Origin of the sequence: Kitasatospora sp. NPDC059160 (genome assembly GCF_042755465.1) — a bacterium.
Classification (GTDB): Bacteria; Actinomycetota; Actinomycetes; order Streptomycetales; family Streptomycetaceae; genus Kitasatospora.
In genome coordinates this window covers 1-18,616 of the sequence record NZ_JBHZCN010000050.1, presented here as the reverse complement: position 1 = coordinate 18,616, position 18,616 = coordinate 1, and the positions used below count along the sequence as shown (strand labels likewise).

The following is an 18,616-nucleotide window of genomic DNA, read 5'->3' as shown; positions in this document are numbered from 1 at the left end:
CAGGGGAACCGGGCAACAGCGGCACTCAGGGCAGGCTGAGGCACTCAGGGCAGGCTGGGGACCCGGTCCACGGTGCCGTCCTGCTCGTCGTGGATGACCAAGAGGATGTGGGCCGGCTCCGGACCGGTGCTCCGGCAGCGGTGCGGCACCGCCGAGTTGAAGTACACGCTGTCCCCCGGTCCCAGCTCCACCGTCCGCTCGGGGAACTCCAGCTCCACCGCGCCCGCGTGGACGAAGAAGAACTCCTCCCCCGGGTGCGACTTGAACGGGGAACCGGTGGCGTCGGTCGGCGGGTACATCACGAACGGCACCATCCGCTTGCCGCTGAGGCCGGTCGCGATGCCCTCGTAGTGCGGGGCGCCGGGGCCGGCCCCGCCCGCGATCGGGGTCCGCTCCCCGGCGCGGACCACGGTCACCAGCTCCGGCTCGACCTCGTCCGAGAACAGCCGGCCGACGTCGACCCCGAGGGCGCGGGCCAGCTTGAGGGCGGTCGAGATCGACGGGTCGCTGAGGCCGCGCTCGACCTTGGAGAGGTAGCTCTTGGTGACGCCGACCTGCTCGGCCAGCGCCTCCAGGCTCAGCCGGTTCTGCTGCCTCAGCACCCGCAACCTGCTGCTCATGCGCCGCGCCACCCCTCACCTGCGGAACCGTCCGGGCCATCATCCCACCACGGACCCCGGCGCCCGGCCCCGGCGGTGCGTCACCCGGTCACGTCACCCGGTCACGTCACGCGGTCGGGGCTACGAGAGGACACTCCAACCCTGCCCCGCCGCAGCGCCGTTCGGCGCCGCGGTGGTCACCGTCGTGCCCGCCGCCCCGCCGCCCGCGTCGAGCGCGAGCCCGGTGGCCACGTTGGTGACGGTGAGCACCCCGGTCGCGGTGTTCCGGACGACCCGCCACTCCTGCCACGGGTTGCCCGGCGAGTAGTTCAGCAGGTAGGCGCTGCCTCCCGGCGAGGTGCCCGCCGCCAGGACGGTGTGGACGTGGGTGGCGGTGTCGCAGTTGTCGCTGATCCGCACGGTGCCGTCCGGGTTGCCGGTGAAGATCCACTGCTCCGACGTGTGGGTGGGCCACCAGGTGTTGACGTCGGCGGCCGCGCCCAGCGGCGCGCTGCACGTGCCCGCGACCTCCAGCACCGGGCCGCCGGAGCCGCCCGTGCCCAGGGCGTGGTACTTGCCGTCGTCCACGACCGTCGCCGGGCCGGTCGCGGCCTGCGGGGTGAGCCGGTACATCGCGACGCCGTGCGCGGGCACCCAGGTGCCGCCGACCGCGGCGCTGCCGGTCACGGTGCCGGTCGCGCCGGACCACAGCTCCTTGTAGCCGAACCCGCCGGTCAGCCCCAGCGAGGCGAGGTCCGTGCCGATCGTGCGCGCGGCGGCCGGGTCCTGGTTGACCAGCAGGACGGCGGTGCTCCCGTCGGCCAGTTGCCGCTTGAGCACCACCGGCGCCGTGCTGCTCGTGGGCGCGGCGCCGACCAGGGTGGCGGGCTGGGCCAGCGCGTCCTGGTCGACGGCGACCACGTCCCGGTTCTCCAGGACCGCCAGGCTCGACGCGCCGATCCCGGTGGACCAGGTGTGGCCGCCGTCGGTGTGCTGCGACTGGGCGGCGGTCCGCAGGTCGGCCCCGGAGATCAGCGGGGCGGCGAGCATCGCGAGCACGGAGGTCTCGGTGCGCGACTCGTCGTCGGTGAACGGCTTGTGGCAGGTGCAGGTGTCGGTGGTGCCGTAGAGGCCGTAGACGTCGTTCCAGCCGGTGTACATCATGTCGAGGTCGTTCCAGCTGCCCGGGCGCACGTTCCCGGGGTAGCGCAGGGCCGTCTGCAACTGGCCGTTCCACAGCACGCCGTCGAGCTCGCTGTCCCGGTCCCCGCCGATCCGGCACAGGTTGGCCACCTGGCCGCACCAGACGCCCGTCGGGGCGTAGCCGGGCGCGCTGAACGGCGCCGTCCCCGCCGCCCGGACGACCGGGTCGGTGCGGGCCGGGTCCGCCGGGTCGAGGAGGTAGGGCACGCCGGTGTGGGCGGGCTGGGCGGAGACGCTGAGGGTGACCTTCGGGCGGCCCTGGGCGGCGGAGGCGGCGTCGAGGGCCCGCTGGAAGGTCTGGACGCGGGCGTAGACGGAGCGGGTGAGCTCCTTGCCCTCGCCCTGGGTCGCGTAGTCGTGGCCGTCCGGGCCGGTGATCTGCGGCCCGTACGGGCAGTCGTCGTACTTGACGTAGTCGACCCCCCAGGAGACGAAGTCGCCCGCGTCGGTGGCCTCGTGGCCGAGGCTGCCGGGGTGCATCTGGCAGGTCTCGTAGGTGTCCGTGGCGTAGAGCCCGAACTTCATGCCCTTGCCGTGGGCGTACTGGGCCAGGTACTGGATGCCGTTGACGGTCCGGCCGTCGACGGTCTGCGAGGGGAAGTGGTCGGGGCGCGGGACGAGGTGGCCGGAGGTGGGGTCGTTGCCGGTGCCGTCCGTCCCGGCGACCGGGTTCCCGGCAGTGTCGTACAGCTGCATCGAGCCGTACGGCGTCCGGACGAAGTCGGCGCTCTGACCGTCGCGGTGCCAGAGCGACCAGCCGTCGTCGACCGTGACGGTGTTGTAGCCGGCCGCCACCAGGCCGTTGGCGGCCATGAAGTCGATGGTCTGGACGACCTGTTGCTCGGTGACCTCGGTGCCGAGGGAGTTCCAGGAGTTCCAACCCATCGGCGGGGTGAGGGCGTTGCCGTTGCCGAGCGCGGCGGCCGGGGTGGCCGCTCCGAGGGTGAGGGCCCCGAGGCCGGTCACGGCGAGGGCCGAAGCGAGCAGGGGTACCGCGAGGCGGCGTGGGAGAAGGCGCACGTGCGCTCCTGTGGGGGTGGTGGGGGTGCGTGGGGGGTGACGCTCGGTCAGGGGTGCTCTTGGTCGGGGGTGACACTCGGTCGGAATCGGGGGGACTGGCAGCCGCCCGTGCGCTTTCCGTTGACGGCTTCCGATGCGACATGTGAAATAACACATGTCACCGATCACATGAGTCAAGGCTTTTGCCGCGATTTTGAACGTTCAAATGCTCAGGTCCCCGTCAAGGAGCCCGCATGCCCCCCGCGCCCCGTGCCCGCGCCACCGCACTGCCGTCCGGCCTCGCCCTCCTCGCCGCCCTCACCGTCCTCGGCGCCCAGGTCACCACCGCGACCCCGGCCCGGGCCGCCCAGGACACCCTGGTGGACGGCGGCGGCTACGTCCTCGGGGCGGCCCCGGGCGGCGGGTGCCTCGGGCCGAGGTTCGCCGAGGCCCGGCCCGGCACCCCGGCCGTCCGGGCCGCCTGTGAGGGCCTGTTGAGCCAGCGCTGGCAGCTGCGCCGGACCGGCGCCCCGCCCCCGGGAGCGACCGCGACCCCCGCCGGCTACCTCCTGGTCAACGCCGCGACCGGGCAGTGCCTGGTCGTCACCGGCCCCGCGCACCAACGGGCCCGCACCGCCGTGACCGAGGACTGCGGCAGCCACCCCGACCACGAACGGTTCGCCGTCTCCCCGGCCCCCGGCGGCGGCCACACCCTGACCGCCCTCGACGACGGCCAGTGCCTCACCGCGCCGCACGCCACGCCCGCCGACCACCCCGGCCGAACCGACCACTCCGACCGGGCCGACCTGCCGGTGCTGGCCCGCCGCTGCGACTCCGCCCCCGACCAGCGCTGGACCCTCACCCGCACCGAGCCGCTGGTCCTCGACAACCCCGGCTTCGAACAGGGCACCGCCGGCTGGACGTTCACCGATCACACCGGCGTCGCCACCAACAACCCGCACTACGGCGGCCGCCTCGCCTACCTCGACGCGGGCCCCGACCACCGGGTGAGCCGGCAGCTCACCGCCGTCACCGCCGGGACGTACGACCTGTCCGCCTGGATCGCCACCGGCGCGGCCGGGGGCAGCTTCTCGGTGGCCGTCAACGGCACCGTCGTACGGTCCCTGACCCTGCCCGAACAACCCGTGTACGCCAGGTACACCCTCCCCCGCGTCACGGTCGCACCCGGCGACCGGATCACCCTCGCCATCGGCTCCGCCCCGTCCGGCTGGATCAACGTCGACGACGCGTCCGTGGCCCCCGCCGCCCCGAACGACCCGCGGATCAGCTCCTCCGACCCCGAGCTGGTGGCCCTGTTCGACTGGGCGAAGACCAAGGCCAACGGCTGGGTCCAACAGGCCGGCGCCCCCGGCGTGCTGAACATGGACGAGAACAACACCGGCGGCACCTCCACCGGCACCTACGACACCACCTACTGGGCCGGCTACCCCTTCCGCTCCGCCTTCTACAGCCGCGACTTCGCCCACCAGCTGGTCGGCGCCCACCTGCTCGGCCTGGACGCCCAGAACAAGACCATGCTGCGCGCCTTCGCCGCCTCCGCCACCGACCTCAACGGCGACTACCCGGTCTGGGCGCTCAACTTCGACGCCAGGACCAACGCCGCCATCGACTACCACGGCCCCACCAGCTTCGTCCGCGAGCTGCCCGCCCCCTTCGAACTGGTCCAGAAGACCGGCGAGGCCTACCAGTGGACCGGCGACCGCGACTACGCCGACGACCCGCTCCTCACCGACTACGTCCGCACCACCCTCGGCAGCTTCATCACCCGGCACCCCGGGCCGATCGACGACCACGGCGTCCCGATCCCCCAGGCCACCAGCGGCAGCATCTTCGCCGGCACCGCCGGCTACGCCGAGAACGCCACCACCGCCTACGCCGAGGCCGGCGACGCCCTCGCCTCCCAGTACCAGGCCTACCTCGCCGCCGCCACCCTCGCCGCCGCCCGCGGCGACACCGCCGGCGCGGCCGGGTACCGGCAGGCCGCCGACACCCTGCGGACCTACGTCAACACCACCTGGAGCACCGACCCGGACCACCCCGCCGAACTCGTCCACGGCTACGACACCCAGGGCCGCCCGGTCAGCGGCTGGGGCTACGAGACGAGCGTGCTGATGCCGATGAAGAAGCTCCTCGCCCCCGGCCCCCGCCTCGACGACTACCTCCGGTACATCGACACCCAGGAGTCGGGCCCCCAGGCCTCCGTCAACGCCGAGGCCCTCACCTACCTGCCCGACACCTACTTCGCCAACCACGACGGCGCCACCGCCTGGAAGTGGATGCGGCAGATCTACCACGGTGTCGACCGGACCCACGCCAGCGGCCGGATGCTCAACGGCGACTACCCCGAGCTCCCCTTCACCCTGCTCGCCCAGACCGTCCAGGGCCTCCTCGGCGTCCAACCCGACGCCGCGGCCCACGCCCTGACCACCACCTCCCAGCTGCCCGCCGACATCGGCTGGGTCCAGGTCGCCGACATCCCCGTCGGCTCCGGCACCGTCACCCTCCGCCACGACGGGCAGCGCAGCAGCACCCTCACCGACACCGGCCCCGACCGCCTCACCTGGGAAGCCCGCTTCCCCGGCGCCCACACCACCCTCACCGTCGACGGCCACCCGCAGCCGACCCGCACCACGACGGTCGACGGCCGGACGTACACCACCGCCACCGTCACCCTCGCCCCGGGCCGCACGGCCACGGTCTCGGTCGGCGACTGACCGACTGACCGACTGACCGGCACGCGCTGACCCGGCGGCAGCGGCGAGCGGCCGCAGGCGCCGAGGGGCCCGGCAGTGGCGTGGGTGACGCCGCTGCCGGGCCCCTTCACGCCCGCGTCGCTACGCCGACTTGGCCGTGGCCCGCACGCCGAAGTGGACGTACCGGCTCCCGTCGGCCAGGGCGTAGAACACCACCGGTATCCACGCGTCCTTCTCGTTCCGACGCCCCGCGAAGACGGTCTTCGCCGGGGCGTCCGACACCGCCGTCAGCTGCCACACCAGCGGGTCGAAGGTTCCCGCGAGGCCGTCGGCGCCCTCGTACGTCAGGGTCAGCACGCCCTCGGCGTCGCCCTCGCCGCGACCCTCACCTCCGCTCTCGGCGATCGTCATCAGGAAGCCCTCGCGGCGGTACCTGCCGACGAATCCCCCGAGCTCGACCACCGGCGGCCGGGCCGGCGGCTCGAAGCCGGGCATCGTCACGTCCGCGAGCTCCGCCGACAGTTCCCGGCACAGCGCCTCGAACACCTTGGGCGCCGCTCCCCCGCCGTTCGTCAGCAGCACCACCGCGACGCCCTTCTCCGGCATCGCCCGCAGGTACGCCAGCTGCCCGAAGGTGCTGCCGTCGTGCCCGACCCCCCGGACGCCGTCCCATTCGAAGAGCCCCCAGCCGAGCCCCCAGTGCGCGCCGAGGAACCACTGGTCGGGCATCTCGACCTCGCGGTTCAGCATCGCCCCGACCACGGCCTCCGGCAGCACCCGCGTCCCGTCCGGCGCGGCGCCGCCGTCCACGAACAGCCGCGCGAACCGGGCGACATCGGCCGCCGTCGCGCAGATCCCGCCGTACGGGCCGGCCGACCGCGGCATCATGTTCCACAGCGGCGTGGGCACCGGCTCCTCGCCCGGGTCGCCCATGTGCCCCATCGCGGCGCGGAAGCGCAGCACCTCCTCCGGCAGGGTCATGGTGTGCTCCAACCCGAGCGGGCCGGTGAGCAGTTCCTTCAACGCCTCGTCCCACGTGCCGCCGGTCACGACCTCGACGATCCGGCCGAGGACGTTGTACGCGGTGCTGGAGTACGACACGGTCGCGCCGGGCGGGTTGGTCAGTCCGACCGTACGGGCGCCCTCGACGTAGCGGGCCAGGCAGTCGTCCCCGCGGCCGGTGTCGCTGACGAAGTCGCCCTCGATGCCGCTGGTGTGGTTGAGGAGTTGACGTGGCGTGATGGTGCGGGTGGCCTCGGTGTCGGCGACGGCGAACTCCGGCAGGACGTCCACGACCGGCGCGTCGAGGTCGAGCTTTCCGGCCTCCGCGAGCAGCACCGCCATCGCGGCCGTGTAGCCCTTGCTGACGGAGCCGATCTGGAACACGGAGTCCGTGGTCACGGCCACGCCGGTCTCCGAGTGCAGGATGCCGGAGGCCAGTTCGTGGATCTCACCGCCGGCCAGCACGGCCAGGGTGGCGCCGTGGATGCGGTGGGCGGCGAGGAGTCCGTCGAGCCGGGCCTGCCAGCGGGCGGTGTCGAAGGCCGGTGCCTCCCCGGTCGCTTCACGGCTCAGCTTCTCCGGCATGTGCTCTCCCTCGCGGTCACGACGATGCATGGGCGGTCCGTGGACGGTTCAGCGACGGCGGACCCGGCGCGTGCGGACAGTCCGGTACGACTGGCCGTCAACTTCTCCATGGCAGGCGGGATTCCGGGCCCCGGGCCCGCATGCTCCGCCGCCGCCGATCATGACACTAGCGCGCCCACGACCATTTTCAAACATCGTTTGAAATCGGATGGCCGCCACCGCCCCCCGCACCGCGCACTGTCGGACCCCACGTCTAGGCTGACGGCCGGGCAAGGGATCAAGGAGCGGCACTGTGCGGATCGAACGTCACCAGGTGGACGGAGCGGCGGTCTCGGCGGCCCGCGAGGGCTTCACCGACCGGATCGGACGGATGGTCCACTCGTACGCGCGCGCCGATCTGATGACCGCCACCGAATGGCGGCTGATCGCCGACGAGTTCCTCGACCACCTCGGCGCGCTCTCCGCCGACTCCCCCGCCCTCGACACCCCGGAGGCCCGGGCCGTCCTCAAGGACGCCGCCGAGGCCGCCGCCGGCGCCATCGCCTTCGCCGCGTACTACGCGTACGACGGCTTCCAGGTGTTCCTCGACTACCCGAACTTCGGGATGAGCTACGACCCGGAGGAGGCGGACGGGAGCGTACGGCGCAGCCTCGTCCTCCCCCGGTACTGGCTCGACGCGCTCTGCCTCGCGATCCTCTCCGACCGGTTCACCCGGCACGGCGAGGCCTTCGCCTTCACCTGGCAGGCCATGCCCGCCGGCGGCGGCTACTCCGCCGCCCAGCTCGTCAACGGCTTCATGGCCCACCTCCTGGGCCGTACCCGCGACGAGGACGCGACCGGCGGCGAGCCGACTGACAGCAAGCCGACCGAAGCCGCGACCGCCGAACAGCGGCTCGCCGCCATCGACGCCGCACTGGCCCGGATCGAGGACCGGGACAGCGAGGCCACCCAGGCCCTCCGCACCCTGCGCGCCCTCGCGGCGGAGGACCGCGCGGCCTTCGACTCCGGGTTGCTCGCCCTCCTCGACCGCGCCGACGGCACCAGCCCCCGCAGCCTCCTCCCGCTGCTCCCGCTCGCCCTCGCCGCGCTCGCCCACCGGGCCCACGGCTGGCTCCCCGCCGTCGACACCGACTACCTCCCGCACGCCCTGGTCACCGGCTTCGCCGGCCCCGGCCCCCGGGTCGCCGGTCTCGGCCGCGACCGGCGCCCCGACGCCGTCGCCCGGCTCGCCGCAGGCCCCGTCCGCATCGACCGGCCGAGCCCGGCCCTCCCCCTCCACCCCGACAGCGAGGCCCTGTACGAGCGGCGCACCCGGGAGGCGATCGACCCCGGGCCCGAGGACCGCCACACCGTCGCCCTGCTCGCCCGCGCCCTGGGCAAGCAGGTGCTCCTCCTCCGGGCCCGCGCCTCGCAGTCCGCCGACGTCACCGACACCCAGCTCGCCGGTCTGCGCCTGGCCTCCCAACTGGGCGCCGCGCTGTTCCGCATCGCCCTCGCCGAGCCCGGCACCGAGGCCGAGGTGACCATCGGCGGCCGCACGGTCCGCTACCCGGCCACCCGGGACGAGGACACCGGCCCCGGCCACTGGCAGCTCGCCCTCGACCTCGCCCTGATCACGGGCGTCCGCGAGGACCTCGCCCCGGTCGTCCTCGCCGGCCCCACCCACTCCACCACCGACCGCTCCGCGTACGCCTGCTACCGCGTCGCCCTGCACGACTACTTCCGGGGCGTCGACCCGCTCCCGGCCACCGAACGGGCCCTGCGCGAGGCCGAGCGGACGAAGGAGTGGGGCTTCCCCGGCCCGCCGGTGGTCCTCTTCTCCCAGCTCGTGGAGGGCGACGAGACCAGCTTCAACCTGGCGCTGATCGACGCCCTCGAAGCCCACCGCGACCACCACTCGGTCGCCGACCGCGCCACCGACGCCGAGGCCGCGATCAGCCTCGACGTCCTCGCCCTCGCCTGCCACGCCCGGCGCCGGGGCTGGGCCGTCCACGTCGAGTCCCCGTACCTCCCGGCCCGCCTGCTCGCCTGAGGTAGGTCCCTCCTCGCAGCCGGGGACGCGAGGAGGGGGCCGCGGGCGGTCAGTCCGTCCCGGGCTCCTGGAACGCCGTCACCGCCGCGCCGTGCTCATGACCCCACCGGGTGAGCACGGCGATCGGCTCGACCAGCGTCCGGCCCAGGTCCGTCAGCGCGTACTCGACCTTCCCGGCCCCGGCGTGACGGCCGACCAGGCCGTGCCCCTGCAACCGTCGCAGCGTCTGGGTCAGCACCTTCCGCGAGACCCCGCCGATCGACTCGGCCAACTCGCCGTGTCGGCACGGCCTCCGGCTCAACGCGAACAGCACGACCACGGCCCACTTGTCGGCGATGACCTCGACCGCCAACCGGGCCGGGCAGTCGGCGAGGAAGTCGCTCCCGGGGTACTCACGCATGGTGCGACGGTAGTCCAGCGCCGGGAACCCGGAGGTAACCGCCGCCTCACTAGCGTCCATGACGTCCATCACGGAAGCTACCGAGCTGGGGGAACCCGCATGGGAACGGAATCCGCATGGCCGGGCGGGCGGAAGGTCGCCGCGCTGGTCACCGTCGCGCTGGAGCTGTGGTCACCGGGGCACTGGCCCGCCTACGCGCCGATGGCCGCGGCGTGGCCGCTGCCCGGCGTCGACGACACCCACAGCGCCTCCTGGGTGGACTACGGCGTCACCACCGGTATCCGGCGGCTGTTGACCGTCCTCGGTGACCTGCCCGCCACCGTCGGCGTGAACGGGCTGGTGGCCGAGCGGCACCCCGGGACCGTCCTGGCCGTGCACGAGGCGGGCCACGAGATCGCCGCGCACTCCTGGGCCCAGGACGTGGTGCCCGCACTGCTCGACGTCGACGCCGAGCGGGCCAACATCCGTCGCTGCACGGACGCCCTCCGCCAGGTCACCGGGGTGCGTCCGACGGGCTGGTTGAGCCCGCGCGCCACCGGTTCGCGGGACACCGACGGCCTCCTCGCCGAGGCCGGCTACCGCTGGACCGGCGACCACTGCGACCACGAACTCCCGCAGGTCCTGTCCACCGCCCACGGTCCCCTGGTCTCCCTCATGCACGGCGACCACTCCGACGTCCGGGACACCGCGGCCGGCCCGTACGCCTACCGCGACCTGCACCGCGCGCTGTTGGACGAGTTGCTCGCCGCTCCCGGCCCGGGCGTCTTCCGGCTCACCGTCCACGCCCATGTCGCGGGCCGGCCGCTCCTCGCGGGCATGGTCGGCCAGATCCTCGACCACCTCCGGGAGTCCGGCGACGTCTGGGTCGCCACCCACGCCCAGCTGGCCGAGCACGTCCTGGCGCAGCGGGGAGGAACGCCGTGACCCACGTCCTCGTCGTCGGCGGCACCGGCGCCATGGGAAGCCACCTGGTCCGGCACCTGCTGGCCACCACCGACGCCACCGTCACCGTCCCCACCCGCCACCCGGAGTCCGCCCACGCCACCGCTCTCGCCGCCACCGCCCCCGGCCGCGTGCGGCTGGTCCGCTCCGACCCGGCGGCCCTCGACGTCCTGATCGGGCAGGCCGACCGCGTGTTCGCCAACACGGACTTCTTCGCGACGGGCAGCGCCGTGGGTGAGTACCGGCAGGGGCTGCACCTGCTGGCCGCCGCGGCGCGGGCCGGGGTGGAACGCTTCATCTGGTCCTCCTTGGACAGCGCGGTGTCCCTGACCGGCCGTCCCGTCCCGCACTTCGACAGCAAGGCGGCCGTCGCCGCCCACATCCAGCTGATGCGGTCGGAGGAGATGCTCCGCCAGGAGAGTGACGGCTGGTACACCGAGCACGTCTCGATCCTGACCACCGCGCCGTACTTCGAGAACCTGCGGGACCGGCTCACCCCCCGACCGGACGGCCGGGGCGGCCTGACCTTCCGGCTCCCCCTCGGCTCCGCCCGCTACCCGCTCGTCGCCCTCGACGACATCGCCCGGTTCGCCTGCCGCATGTTCGACGACTGGCAGTCCTGGGGTGCCCGCGACCTCGCGGTCATCGGCGACAGCCTCACCGGCGACGAGATCGCCGCCACCTTCACCCGGGTCACGGGCACCGCCAGCACGTACGTCCCGATGCCGCACGAGGAACTGCGCGCCGCCCGACCCGTCTTCGGCCACGACTACGCGGCGATGTTCCGGTTCTTCGCCGACCGCGACCTCTACACGCGGGACCGGGACATCGACCTCCTACGCCGCCTGCACCCCGCCCTGATGACCTTCGAGGACTGGCTCCACCACACCGGCTGGACCGGACCGCCACCCACCGGCTGACGCCCGCCCGAAGGCCCGGCCGCCTGGCCGGCCGACGACCGTCCCGCGACGGCTCGATGGCCGTACGGAGCGCTCGCGCCCACCCCCGTGGGACGGGAACGCTCCGTACGGCCACCCGGCCACCGGACACCCGCAGGCCGGACAGGGCCGTCGTGCCCCCGGCTAGCTCCAGCCCGTGTCACGGCTCCGGCGGTGTCCGCCGCGGCTGTCGACCGTGCTGAACATGCCCCGACCCCCTGTTGGTCCGGCGGGTCACCCCCGCTGCGGTGACGATCATAATCGCCAGAAGCCGAAAACCGCACCTCCCGTACGGCACTGACCGGCGAACAGAGTCGCCGACCGGCCCGTCGGTGCGTCAACTGGCCGGTCGGCCGGAGAGCTTGGGCGACGGGGCGCCTTCGGTGGCTACGCCGTCCCGTCCGCGCCGAGCCGGCGGTAGGCGGCGGCCACGGCCAGCATCCAGGCGATCTCCTCGCGTGGGGTGCGGCCGCCGGTGGTCGCGGCGAGGGCCGCCGGCGGGGTGGGGGCGGGCAGCTCGCGGGCCCGGTGGCGAACGGCCGCGCGCAGCCAGCGGGCCTCGACCCGGGCGAGGTCCTCGCAGGCGGCGGGCGTCGGGACGCACTCGGCGGCCCGGGTGTCCCCGCAGGCCGGATCGCACCCGGAGCCCTGGGTGTCCTCGCGCAGCACCAGGGCGGCGTCCCGGATGGCGAAGGCCCGGTGGGCGAGTTCGACCGAGCGGTCCCGGACGGTCAGCACGTCCCGCAGTCGGCTGCTCGGGGTGCCCAGCACCACCTGGGGGACGGCGGCCACCACGTCCGCCCAGAGCGGGTGCAGCCGCCACAGCGCGTACTGGTCGCGCAGGTAGCCGACCACCGTCCGGGCCGGCGGAATGGTGACGCCGAGGACGAGCAGCACCAGCATCAGGGCGGGCAGCACCTCGCTCGCCGTGTCCTGGAGCGGGATCGGCTTCCCGGCGGCGTCGAAGCGGGTGGAGTCGCCCTTGGCGAGGGTGAACCAGTACCGGTAGAGCGTGTACAGCAGGCCGGTCGCTCCGGCGGCCGCCAGGCAGGTGATCCCCACCCGCAGCGCCCCGCGCGGAACGGCCGCCCGGTTGGACCAGAACAGCACCATCGCCCGTGCGCTGGCCAGTGCGAAGGCGGTGTTGAAGACGCACAGGTAGGCCTTCACCCACGGGTCCCCGAAGTGGGCGTCGATGCCGAAGGCGCCGTCGGCGTCGTGCGGGAGGGCGAAGACGAACAGCAGGCTCAGCACGATGCTCGCGGCCAGCGCCGACAGCAGCCGGGCGCGGGCGGCCCGGGGCCGCTCCGGGCGGTGGCGCACCTCCTGGACGTACTCCAGCAGGAAGTACACCGCGGCGATGCCGACCAGGTGCTTGAGCAGCTGGGTGACGTCCCGGATGCCGGTGAGCTCGCCCAGGGCCCGCTCGACGAAGGCCGGACGGCAGCTGAGCCCGAGGGCGATCGCCGTGAAGGCCGCCCACAGCGCCCGGTTCGCCCGGGTGGTGAAGGCCGTGGGGGCCCGCCAGAGCACGACGCCCCAGATCAGTGAGGGCATCAGCCAGGTGAACAGCGGGCGCATCAGGACTTCCTCCACCGGGGTTGGCGTATCGGGTGCAGCAGGCTCTCGGCCAGCCGGTCGGAGACCGGGCTCGGGTCGGTGGTGGAGCCGACCAGGTCGGCGAGCAGCAGGGCGATCATCTCCGCCTCCTGCTCCTCAGCCGTGTGGTAGCTGGTGCGGCCCGCGCCCATCAGCTGGGCGATCAGTTCGGGCGTCAGGTCCGGCAGCAGCGCGGTGAGCCGGGAGAGTTCGAGGGTGCCGGTGTGGCCGCACAGGACGTGGCCGAGCTCGTGCAGCTTGATCAGGTCCTGGTGGGCGGGGCTGGTGCGTTCCTCGTAGTAGACGACGTCGACGCTGGGCAGCGCGATCCACAGCCCGCAGGGCAGGTCGGGGCCGAGGGCGGGCAGCGGCTCCATGACGATGCGGCGTCCCCGCTCGCGCTCCAGGGCGGCGCGGAAGCCCTCGACGGTGAACGGGGCGGGCAGGCTCAGGCCGGAGAGCCGCTGCTCGCAGCGTCGGCGCAGGCCGCGGGGGAAGGCCAAGGCGGGGGTGTTCCTTCGGAGCGAGGGGCGGGAGCCGGTCGGGGGACGGTGGTGCGTGGTGCGGTGCTCCCGCTCATCCGGCGCCGGTCGGACCCGCCTCCTGACCTGCCACGCCCCTGCCGACGACGCCCTGACCGCTCGCGCCCTGACCGCTCGCGCCCTGTCCGCTCGCGTCCTGTTCGAGCTTGCGGAGGTTGTCGGCGAGCGAGAGCAGCACCCGCAGACTGCCGTCGGACAGCGCGGAGGCCCGCTTGACCAGGTTGACCACCCCGTCGTTGCCCAGCGCCTGCCGCAACTCGGCGATCCGCTCCAGCTGGTCGAGCTGTTCGTCCACCACGGCGGCCTTGGCGTCGTCCAGGAAGTAGCTCGCGCCGGCGCCGATGCCGAAGCCCCGGCCCAGCCAGTCGAGCGTGTCCACGGTGGGGTTGCAGGCCTGGCCCTTCTGGTTCAGGCCGAGGTGGAGGTTGCGCACGGTGTCACGGGAGATGACGTCCCGCCCCGCCAGCCGGTTGATCCGGTCGGCGAGTTCGCGGTAGGCGGGGGGCCGGCCGCCCGATCTGGTCGCCTCCCGGGCCATCAGCCGGTCCAGCCGACGGGCGATGGCCGAGGCGCGCTCCCCCGGCTGCTCCGGCCCGCCCGTCCCGTCACCAGCTGCTGACTTCACCATGTGCGTCCCCCTCCACGACCCTGTCACGATACCGTCGGTGTTCGACCGGTCGGTAGCGCGGACCGGCCCGGTGGGCTGGCGCGCGGGGGCGGCGCTTCCGTGACGGGCCCGGGTGCAGGAGGGCGGGCGCCGCTCCGGCGGCCGCTCAGCGGCCCGGGTGGTGGACGAAACGGTAGGTGTCGCGGTCGAGTTCGGTGACCTGCACGCCGATCGCGGTCGGTACGGCGAGGTGGGAGCGCAGCACGTCGAGTACCCGGGCGGTCAGTTCGGCGCGCTGCGCGGCGGTCCGGCCGGCCAGGATCTTCACCTCCACCAGCACCACGGCCTCACCGCTCGCGCCGTCACCGACGGTGTGGTGCGGGGCCGGGCGGAACAGGGTCTTGCACTCCGCCACCGTGGTGTCGATCACCTCGGTGACCGTCTTGTGCAGTTCGGCGGCCAGGGCGTCCCGGTCGAGGGCGAGTTCGGCCGAGTGGTCGACCAGGAGCTGCGGCACGGGATCCTCCGGAGGGGGTGCGGGCGGGCAGCGCCGACCCTATCGTCCGGGCCCCGCGCGGCGGTCGGCGGGAACGGCGGTGAGCGGCAACGGCAGCATCGGCAAGGGCAAGGGGCGGGAACGGCAGCGGGCCCCGGCGCGCGGCCGGGGCCCGGGGGCGACGGGTCGGGTCAGCAGCCGAAGTCGATCAGGCGGAAGGTCGCGTAGTGGTCGGCGGTGTAGTAGTCCTCGTGCGAGCGCTGGCCGGTGACGATCCGGCGGGTGCCGCGGGTCGGCGCGCCCGGGGTCACCACGGTGTACTCGTGGTAGTAGCCGGAGCGCTGGGAGGGCAGCACGTGCTCCTTGTTGGTGAACACCACGCCGTCCTGGGAGTACGGGAACGGCCCGCCCTTGGCGATCAGGCCGAGGGTGGTCCGGGCCTGGGACGGCAGGGCGGACACGCACACCTTGCCGCTCACCGCGGCCTGCGCCTCGGTGGCGACGGCGACGGGCGCCAGGGTGGCCAGGGAGAGCACGGCGACGGCGGCGGCACGGGTCTTCCACGCGCGTAGAGTTCGGGTCATGTCAAACAGGATGGCGAACCCGGGAGCTCCCCGGAAGCCCCGTCCGGAGTCTTCATCTCCGGTCAACTCGCCGTACCCGCCGATGACTTGAACCGGCCGGTCAGCCGCCCCGGTAGTCCGTGGCGGCGATCACCGCGAGCCGGCGGCGCCCGGCGTCCAGGACGGCGAAGCCGAGGTCCAGGTCGTCGCGGATGAACCAGTCCCCGCACATGGTGAAGGCGTACCAGGCGCACTCCCCCGCCCGGCGCGCCACCTCGGCCACCCGGTCCTCCGGGCCCGCGCCCACCAGGGCCGCGAGCGAGCGCCAGGCCTCCAGCCGGCCGTAGCCGCCGTACGACCACACGCGTTCGTCGCCGGCGCCGCTGGAGGCGGCGACGAACAGCTGGCGCCAGACCGCGGCGGCGGTGGTCGGCACGACCGCCAGGTGCGCGGCATGCGCCCCGCCGTGGGCCTCGTCCACGCCGTCCACGCCGCCCAGCGGGCCGCGGCAGCCCTCCCCGGACATGCAGTCCAGCGGCAGCCCGGCCAGCGTCCCCGGGAGCTCCGCGGGCGCGACCGGCCGCTCGGCCTCGAACACCGCCGCCTCCAGCTGCCCGTTGAACTGCCGGGCCCAGCGCCGCAGGGCCACGGTCAGCCCGGGCTCGTCCGCCCCGATCTCCACCGCCACCCGGCCGGCCGCCGCGATCCGGTCGCCCTCCGGCAGTGCGTACGGGACGCCGAACGCCACCGCGCCGCGGGAGTAGTGCGCCATGAGGGGCTTCCCCTCGATCGGGTCGAGGGTCCAGGGCAGCCGGGCCAGCGGGTGCGCGGCCCAGTACGGCGAGGCCGCCGCCCAGGCCCGCGCTGCGGGCAGCTCCGCGACCGGGGCGCCGCGCAGCACCAACTCCTGCACCAGGCAGGCCCGCAGCTCCTCCGGCACCCGGGGATGGCCGGCCGGGGCCTCGAACACCCAGGCTAGCGCCTCCAGCGGCTGGTACTCGGCCAGTACGGCGGCGGTCCGGTGGAGCGGCCGACCGGGGCGCAGGCTGACGGCGGGCTTGAGCGCGAACGCGTGCTCCACGTGCACCCGCCCGGGCGTGCTGATCACGTCCCAGAGGACGTGGTCGTAGAGGGAGGCGTGCTCGGCACCCGCCCAGCCCGAGCCGTAGCGGCGGTGCAGCGCGGCGCCGACCTCCACGTGGAAGGCCGTGTCGCCGCGCTCCAGGTGCGCTTCGAGCAGCAGGCACACCTCGCTGACCTCGTACGTCCCGGCCAGCCCGGCCACCAGTTGTTCGATCGTCTTCGCCACGAGGGCGAAGCCTACGACCGCCCGGTCGCCGGTCAGCCCCGGGCCAGCACCAGGGACTGCACCGCCGGGAGCCTGCGCCAGTCGCTGGACACGATGCTCGCGTGCGCCCGGGCCAGCTGCTCGGTACGGGCGCTCGCCTGGTCGACGGTCGGGTCGGTGGCGCTGATCTTCGGCGCCACGTTCTGGGCGTCGGTCATCACCAGCAGGTAGTGCGAGCGGTCGTACCAGGCGGTGTCGATGCCGTTCAGGTAGCCGGCGGCGTCGCCGTCGAAGACCACGAACCAGGGGCGGATCCCGGCGTCGGCGCCGGTGTACTTGGCGCGCGGGTCGCCGGCCGCCGCGCCGTGCACGGCCGGGAACAGCTGGGCCCGGCCGATCCGGCCGGAGGCGGCCAGGTCGCGCAGGTGCCGCCCGTACTCGACGTCGGTGTGCAGCGTGTCGAAGGGGTTGTGCTCCTCGACCGTCCCCGGGATCGCGTAGAGCAGCACCCGCCCGGCGAGGGCCGAGCGGCTCGGCCAGTTGCCCGCCCGGACGGCCTCGTCGACGGTGGCGTAGGCGCCGCCGCCGGGCTTGGCCAGCACGTCGGCCGGGCGCAGCACCGCGTCGCCGAGGTGGGCGGCGATCAGCGTGTCCAGCTGGTCGGGGCCCATGCCGAGGTTGGCCGCGAAGCCGCCCTTGACCTCCAGCTTGATCACCAGCGGGCCGGCGCCCGGGTGGGCGCCGAGCCAGACCCGGACGTCGTCGAGGCAGTGCTCCAGGTTCTTGTTGGTGCCGCCGCCGTAGAGCTGGGCCGGGGTGTAGGCGGCGGTGCAGTTGTTGGAGTTGCCGAGCGGGTTGGAGTGGCTGACCTTCCACTCGTGGGTGACGGTGTCGGTCCAGAGGTCGAGTTCGATCATGCCGGTGCCGGTGTCCAGGCTCTGGGCGAGGTACGGGTAGGCGGCCGGTTCGTAGGTGTTGTGCAGGCCGACGGTGGTGGCGGAGCCGAACGGCAGGGCCCCGGTGCCGTCGTCGGTGTCGGCGGCGCCGAGGGCCGCGGTGGGCACCAGGGCCGCGGCGGTGGCGAGCAGGCCGGCGGCCAGCAGGCCCGCCAGGGTACGGCGTACGGTCATCGGAATCGTCCCCCCGGGAAGGTCACGACGGCCGCGGGTGCGCGCCGCCGGAGGCAGCATCGCCGGACCGGGCGTGCACCTCGTGAAGAAGGCACGACAATATCGTGACGGCTTCGCCACCTCCGCCCCGGGTTCCGGCCGCCGCGGCCGCCGCCCGCGGCACGCCGCGCCCCTTCCGTGACGGTTCGTCAGATCCGTCGTACCCGGGCGCTAGCGTGGCCCGCGAGCGGGCGGCCGTGACCGGGCGCCCGAGAGCCACGAGCAGCGGAGGCGCACGATGTCCCTGGTCCGGGTCCACAACTTCTCGATCTCCCTCGACGGGTACGGCACCGGCGAGGGCCAGAACCTGGAGCAGCCCTTCGGGCACGCCGCCCACCGGCTGCACCAGTGGTTCTTCGGCACCCGCACCTTCCGGCGGATGACCGGCCAGGAGGGCGGCGGCACCGGGCTGGACGACGCGATGGCCCGCACCTGGGCCGAGGGCATCGGCGCCGAGATCATGGGCCGCAACAAGTTCGGCCCGCAGCGCGGCCCCTGGGAGGACGAGGCCTGGCAGGGCTGGTGGGGCCCCAACCCGCCGTTCCACACCCCGGTCTTCGTGCTCACCCACCACCCGCGCCCGACCGTGGAGATGGAGGGCGGGACGGTCTTCCACTTCGTCGACGCCTCCCCCGAGGAGGCGCTGCGGCGGGCCCGGGAGGCGGCCGGCGGCCTGGACGTCCGGATCGGCGGCGGGCCGCGCACCGTCCGGGCCTTCCTGGAGGCCGACCTGGTCGACCACCTGCACGTGGTCGTGGTGCCGATCGTGCTGGGCCGGGGCGAGTCGCTCTGGGCCGGGCTGGAGGGGCTGGAGGAGCGCTTCGACACCGAGGCGGTGAGCAGCCCGAGCGGGGTGACCCACCTCACCTTCACCCGCCGCGCCCGCGCCTGAGCGAGGCCGGCCCACAGCCGACGGGCGGCCGCCCCGTGCAGCGCTG

Annotated in this window: 16 protein-coding genes; 5 read left to right on the top strand and 11 right to left on the bottom strand. The window is 74.1% G+C overall.

Going from position 1 to position 18,616, the window contains the following annotated elements; genetic code table 11:
• Positions 1–44: 44 nt before the first annotated feature.
• Together ACFXOZ_RS21965 and ACFXOZ_RS21960 are read right to left on the bottom strand one after the other, a co-directional pair.
• Complete coding sequence (locus tag ACFXOZ_RS21965; protein WP_380528686.1) at positions 45–620, bottom strand: helix-turn-helix domain-containing protein; 576 nt, start codon at positions 618–620, stop codon at positions 45–47.
• A gap of 120 nt (positions 621–740) precedes the next feature.
• Complete coding sequence (locus tag ACFXOZ_RS21960; RefSeq protein ID WP_380592154.1) at positions 741–2,822, bottom strand: alpha-galactosidase; 2,082 nt, start codon at positions 2,820–2,822, stop codon at positions 741–743.
• A 233-nt stretch (positions 2,823–3,055) separates the two neighbouring features.
• Between ACFXOZ_RS21960 and ACFXOZ_RS21955 the strand changes: the two genes are divergently transcribed.
• A complete protein-coding gene (locus ACFXOZ_RS21955) occupies positions 3,056–5,536 on the top strand; it encodes an RICIN domain-containing protein (RefSeq protein ID WP_380592152.1) in 2,481 nt (826 codons plus the stop codon).
• A 120-nt stretch (positions 5,537–5,656) separates the two neighbouring features.
• On the opposite strand, the gene ACFXOZ_RS21950 is transcribed toward ACFXOZ_RS21955, so the two are convergent.
• Positions 5,657–7,102 carry a serine hydrolase domain-containing protein gene (locus tag ACFXOZ_RS21950; RefSeq protein WP_380592151.1) on the bottom strand — a complete coding sequence of 482 codons (1,446 nt, stop codon included), beginning with the start codon at positions 7,100–7,102 and terminating at the stop codon, positions 5,657–5,659.
• A gap of 292 nt (positions 7,103–7,394) precedes the next feature.
• On the opposite strand from ACFXOZ_RS21950, the gene ACFXOZ_RS21945 reads away from it, so the two are divergent.
• Positions 7,395–9,134 carry an Imm49 family immunity protein gene (locus ACFXOZ_RS21945; RefSeq protein WP_380592149.1) on the top strand — a complete coding sequence of 580 codons (1,740 nt, stop codon included), beginning with the start codon at positions 7,395–7,397 and terminating at the stop codon, positions 9,132–9,134.
• Between the two features lie 49 nt (positions 9,135–9,183).
• On the opposite strand, the gene ACFXOZ_RS21940 is transcribed toward ACFXOZ_RS21945, so the two are convergent.
• Complete coding sequence (locus tag ACFXOZ_RS21940; RefSeq protein ID WP_380528677.1) at positions 9,184–9,534, bottom strand: winged helix-turn-helix transcriptional regulator; 351 nt, start codon at positions 9,532–9,534, stop codon at positions 9,184–9,186.
• 99 nt (positions 9,535–9,633) lie between these two features.
• On the opposite strand from ACFXOZ_RS21940, the gene ACFXOZ_RS21935 reads away from it, so the two are divergent.
• On the top strand, positions 9,634–10,458 hold the full coding sequence (locus ACFXOZ_RS21935) for a polysaccharide deacetylase family protein (protein ID WP_380592147.1): 825 nt from the start codon (positions 9,634–9,636) through the stop codon (positions 10,456–10,458).
• Positions 10,455–11,396 carry an NmrA family NAD(P)-binding protein gene (locus tag ACFXOZ_RS21930; RefSeq protein WP_380592145.1) on the top strand — a complete coding sequence of 314 codons (942 nt, stop codon included), beginning with the start codon at positions 10,455–10,457 and terminating at the stop codon, positions 11,394–11,396. Before ACFXOZ_RS21935 ends, ACFXOZ_RS21930 begins: the two co-directional genes overlap by 4 nt.
• A gap of 405 nt (positions 11,397–11,801) precedes the next feature.
• Here ACFXOZ_RS21930 and ACFXOZ_RS21925 read toward each other — a convergent pair whose 3' ends face one another.
• The 7 genes from ACFXOZ_RS21925 to ACFXOZ_RS21895 all read right to left on the bottom strand — a co-directional run bounded on the left by ACFXOZ_RS21925 (position 11,802) and on the right by ACFXOZ_RS21895 (position 17,639).
• Positions 11,802–12,995 (bottom strand): MAB_1171c family putative transporter, encoded by a 1,194-nt coding sequence (locus ACFXOZ_RS21925; RefSeq protein WP_380592143.1) that lies wholly within the window; start codon positions 12,993–12,995, stop codon positions 11,802–11,804.
• Entirely contained in the window at positions 12,995–13,516 is a 522-nt protein-coding gene (locus ACFXOZ_RS21920; protein ID WP_380592141.1) for a hypothetical protein, read from the bottom strand. Before ACFXOZ_RS21920 ends, ACFXOZ_RS21925 begins: the two co-directional genes overlap by 1 nt.
• Before the next feature lie 73 nt (positions 13,517–13,589).
• Positions 13,590–14,183, bottom strand: a complete 594-nt coding sequence (locus ACFXOZ_RS21915; RefSeq protein WP_380592139.1) for a hypothetical protein — start codon at positions 14,181–14,183, stop codon at positions 13,590–13,592.
• 145 nt (positions 14,184–14,328) lie between these two features.
• Positions 14,329–14,679: a 5-carboxymethyl-2-hydroxymuconate Delta-isomerase gene (locus ACFXOZ_RS21910; RefSeq protein ID WP_380528666.1), complete on the bottom strand. Its 351-nt coding sequence runs from the start codon at positions 14,677–14,679 to the stop codon at positions 14,329–14,331.
• A gap of 170 nt (positions 14,680–14,849) precedes the next feature.
• Entirely contained in the window at positions 14,850–15,242 is a 393-nt protein-coding gene (locus tag ACFXOZ_RS21905) for a ribonuclease domain-containing protein (protein ID WP_380528664.1), read from the bottom strand.
• Between the two features lie 100 nt (positions 15,243–15,342).
• Complete coding sequence (locus ACFXOZ_RS21900; RefSeq protein ID WP_380592137.1) at positions 15,343–16,530, bottom strand: DUF6183 family protein; 1,188 nt, start codon at positions 16,528–16,530, stop codon at positions 15,343–15,345.
• 32 nt (positions 16,531–16,562) lie between these two features.
• Positions 16,563–17,639 carry a phosphatidylinositol-specific phospholipase C domain-containing protein gene (locus ACFXOZ_RS21895; RefSeq protein ID WP_380592135.1) on the bottom strand — a complete coding sequence of 359 codons (1,077 nt, stop codon included), beginning with the start codon at positions 17,637–17,639 and terminating at the stop codon, positions 16,563–16,565.
• A 277-nt stretch (positions 17,640–17,916) separates the two neighbouring features.
• Here ACFXOZ_RS21895 and ACFXOZ_RS21890 point away from each other — a divergent pair, with 277 nt between their 5' ends.
• Positions 17,917–18,570 (top strand): dihydrofolate reductase family protein, encoded by a 654-nt coding sequence (locus ACFXOZ_RS21890; RefSeq protein ID WP_380528659.1) that lies wholly within the window; start codon positions 17,917–17,919, stop codon positions 18,568–18,570.
• Positions 18,571–18,616: the final 46 nt, after the last annotated feature.

What these genes read in the sequence shown, in the direction of transcription:
- ACFXOZ_RS21965 (WP_380528686.1), bottom strand. Translation starts at nt 620, where the DNA reads ATGAGCAGCAGGTTGCGGGTGCTGAGGCAGCAGAACCGGCTGAGCCTG.
- ACFXOZ_RS21955 (WP_380592152.1), top strand. Translation starts at nt 3,056, where the DNA reads ATGCCCCCCGCGCCCCGTGCCCGCGCCACCGCACTGCCGTCCGGCCTC.
- ACFXOZ_RS21950 (WP_380592151.1), bottom strand. Translation starts at nt 7,102, where the DNA reads ATGCCGGAGAAGCTGAGCCGTGAAGCGACCGGGGAGGCACCGGCCTTC.
- ACFXOZ_RS21940 (WP_380528677.1), bottom strand. Translation starts at nt 9,534, where the DNA reads ATGCGTGAGTACCCCGGGAGCGACTTCCTCGCCGACTGCCCGGCCCGG.
- ACFXOZ_RS21935 (WP_380592147.1), top strand. Translation starts at nt 9,634, where the DNA reads ATGGGAACGGAATCCGCATGGCCGGGCGGGCGGAAGGTCGCCGCGCTG.
- ACFXOZ_RS21925 (WP_380592143.1), bottom strand. Translation starts at nt 12,995, where the DNA reads ATGCGCCCGCTGTTCACCTGGCTGATGCCCTCACTGATCTGGGGCGTC.
- ACFXOZ_RS21915 (WP_380592139.1), bottom strand. Translation starts at nt 14,183, where the DNA reads ATGGTGAAGTCAGCAGCTGGTGACGGGACGGGCGGGCCGGAGCAGCCG.
- ACFXOZ_RS21905 (WP_380528664.1), bottom strand. Translation starts at nt 15,242, where the DNA reads ATGACCCGAACTCTACGCGCGTGGAAGACCCGTGCCGCCGCCGTCGCC.
- ACFXOZ_RS21895 (WP_380592135.1), bottom strand. Translation starts at nt 17,639, where the DNA reads ATGACCGTACGCCGTACCCTGGCGGGCCTGCTGGCCGCCGGCCTGCTC.
- ACFXOZ_RS21890 (WP_380528659.1), top strand. Translation starts at nt 17,917, where the DNA reads ATGTCCCTGGTCCGGGTCCACAACTTCTCGATCTCCCTCGACGGGTAC.